This is a genomic window from Kribbella sp. NPDC050124 (genome assembly GCF_044460355.1).
Lineage (GTDB): Bacteria > Actinomycetota > Actinomycetes > Propionibacteriales > Kribbellaceae > Kribbella.
Genome location: NZ_JBITJU010000067.1, coordinates 1 through 2,846, shown reverse-complemented (window position 1 = coordinate 2,846; position 2,846 = coordinate 1). Strand labels below are relative to the sequence as shown.

Sequence of the window (2,846 nt, the reverse complement as noted above, 5' to 3'; positions counted from 1 at the left end):
GAAGAGTTTTATCCTTCGAAATACGCTCCGACGCAACCCGATTGCAGCAAGTTGCGACGACACACCACACAGCCGACACGGCCGCTCCAGACCTGCTATGCACCGCAACTCATAGACGGCCGGCTGGAGGCACCAGTGGCATCACCTGTGGTGCCTGGTTTCGCGCTCCTGCCTCAGCTCCGGGAAAAGATTTCGCGTCAGCTGTAACGCCAATACGGTCTGGTCCGATAAGGCTCCCGTAATCGGGTGGGGAACCGACTTGTCCACGCGCCGGGCTGCCGCCCGAGCGTCGGCGTGCGCGGATTCGCCAGGCCCGAGGAACTGCTGACTAAGTCGGGAAGGGCATACATGTTCCGCAAGCTGATCGCGGCGGCCGCGGTCGTCTTAGTGGCCGCCGCGGCCACGCTGTTCGTCGTACGGTCCGCAGACGCGGCGGGCGCCGACGTGACGATCACGGCCACCGCGGCCTCGAACGGTACGACGACCTTGACCTACCGGGCGACCGTGCTACGGGCCGGGACGGTGCGCGACATCGTCTTCTCGATCCCGTCCGGATCGACCGGCGCCATCACATCGATCAACGGCACCGTGAGCACGGTGTCGCCCGGCGTCCTACGGTGGCGGCCGAGCAAGACAGTGACCGTCGCCGTCGGCGCCCGTTTCTCCATCCCGCTGTACGGACTACGGTTGCCGGCCGGCGGGCCGTGGACGCTCAGCTTCACGGCAACCGGCACAACCGGCGCGATCCTGACCTCCGGCACCGGAGTCCTGCAGCCGTTGAAGACCTACACCCCCAACGTGGCGATCACGGCGAGCAACCCGATCCCAGGCCAGAAGACGAACCTGGCCTACGCCGCCACCGTGACCAAGGCCGGCGTGCTGGCCTCCGTACGCATGCAACTACCGGCCGGAGCGACCGGCGCGATCACGACCATCAACGGAACCCTGACGACCTCCCAGGGCTACGCCACCTGGAAACCCAACGCGCCGATCAGCGTGGCCGCCGGCGCCCGGCTGGGCATCCCGATCAACGGCGTCCAACTGTCCAAGTACGGCGGCGTCCTGACGCTGGCGATGTCCGCCAGCACGTCGACCGGCATCCTCCTGACGTCCGGCACCGGAACCCTTTCGCTGATCGCGCCGCCCGCTCCGATGCCGGCGATCTCGGCCACCGGCTTCGCGACCATCCCGGCCGGCTGCCCGTCGAGCTGGCCCTCCACGTCCACGGAAAACGCCAAGCCCGGCTCCGGTGACTGGGTCATCCCGACCTCGATGGACGGGCCACTCGCGGCGTACCTCACCGAGGTCTCGGCCACCTGTGGGGACACAGTCGACCTCAAGGTCACCTCGGGCAACCCAGTCAGCGTGGTCGCCTACCGGATGGGGTACTACGCCGGACTCGGAGCCCGCGAGGTCTGGCGGCAGGACGACGTACCAACCGTGGTGCAGGAAGCGCCGGTGACAGGCGGTACGTCTGCCGACGGCAAAGACCTGCGGATGACGTCCGCGGAGCACTGGACCAAGACACTGAGCATTCCGGTGGACAGCACATGGATCCCGGGGACCTATCTCATCAAGGTCAGCGACGGCACCTACGCGTCGTACGCACCGCTCACGGTCCGCGACGACACCGGCACCAAGCACGACCTGATGATCCAGCAGGCAACCACGACCTGGCAGGCCTACAACCGCTACGGCGGCCTGAGCTTCTACGCCGGCGGTGAGGCCGGAGGCTCCGGCCGACTGACCTTCGACCGCCCGTACAACGAGGGCCAAGGCTCCGGACAGTTCCTGTCGCTGGAGCAGGGCCTGGTGTTCTGGGCCGAATCGAAAGGCCTCGACGTCACCTACTGGACGAACAACGACCTGGACGAGTTCGGCGGGCAACTGCCGGCCCGCGCCGGGACGATCTTCCTGCCGGGGCATGACGAGTACTACTCGCTGCGGATGCGGGCGGCGCTGAGCCAGGCGATCAGCCATGGCGTGAACGTCGCGAACCTCGGCGCCAACACCTCCTACCGGAAGATCGACTTCACCGACGACGGCCGGCGGGCCTGGGACATCGACCGGTACACCGCCGGCTACAAGTCGACGGAGTGGCGCTACCAAGGTGACGCCTACGCGTCGCAGCCGCTGCTCGGAGCGGAATACATCTGCCCAGTGCTGGGAAACACCCTGACCACCGGAACAAGCTGGATGTTCGACGGCCTTCCCGCAGGCACCACCGTGCCAGGCTTCATCGCGGGCGAGATCGACTACGTCTGGCCGGGCCTGTACAAGCACCCGGGCCTGACCACGGTCGCCAGCGGGACCGGGAACTGCCGCTCCAACGGCAACCCGGTGCCGATGCACACGACGACCTACGTCGCCCCCTCCGGCGCACGCGTGCTCAACGGGTCGACGTTCGCCTTCGGCTGCTTCCTGGTCGGGCGCTGCCCGTCCAACTGGACCGTGCCCGCACCGCCGGCCGAATCCCAGCAGGCGGTCGGCACGATGGTCGCCAACATCGCCGAATGGATCAGCAACGGCACCATCCAGGTCCCAGCCGACACCACGGTCGCCCGCGCCCGCGTCGCGCCACCCAAGTACAAGCTGCAGACCGAGACCGAACAGGCACCCGCGCGGTAGGTGCCGGTGGCTCCTTTGGTGGGCCGCAGCTGAGCTGAGTGCCCGGACGCCCCGCGATAAGGGGCGTCCGGGCATCGTCTTATGTCAGGTGGTCGTAGTCGCCGCGGACCCAGGCGGCGTGGCGGTCGGCGGAGCGGCGTACGACGAGTTTGGCGTCCACGGGGATGACGGAGCCGAAGTTGTTGTAGAGGCGGTCGTAGTCGAAGACGTCGACGGAG

Annotated in this window: 1 protein-coding gene; it reads left to right on the top strand. The window is 67.6% G+C overall.

Going from position 1 to position 2,846, the window contains the following annotated elements; translation table 11 throughout:
* Positions 1–348: 348 nt before the first annotated feature.
* The gene (locus tag ACIBL3_RS47195; protein ID WP_396360614.1) at positions 349–2,628 is read left to right on the top strand and encodes a N,N-dimethylformamidase beta subunit family domain-containing protein; all 2,280 of its coding nucleotides are present in this window, start codon (positions 349–351) and stop codon (positions 2,626–2,628) included.
* Positions 2,629–2,846: the final 218 nt, after the last annotated feature.

Bases quoted from the DNA above. Each gene is read 5' to 3' on its own strand.
- ACIBL3_RS47195 (WP_396360614.1), top strand. From the start codon at position 349: ATGTTCCGCAAGCTGATCGCGGCGGCCGCGGTCGTCTTAGTGGCCGCC.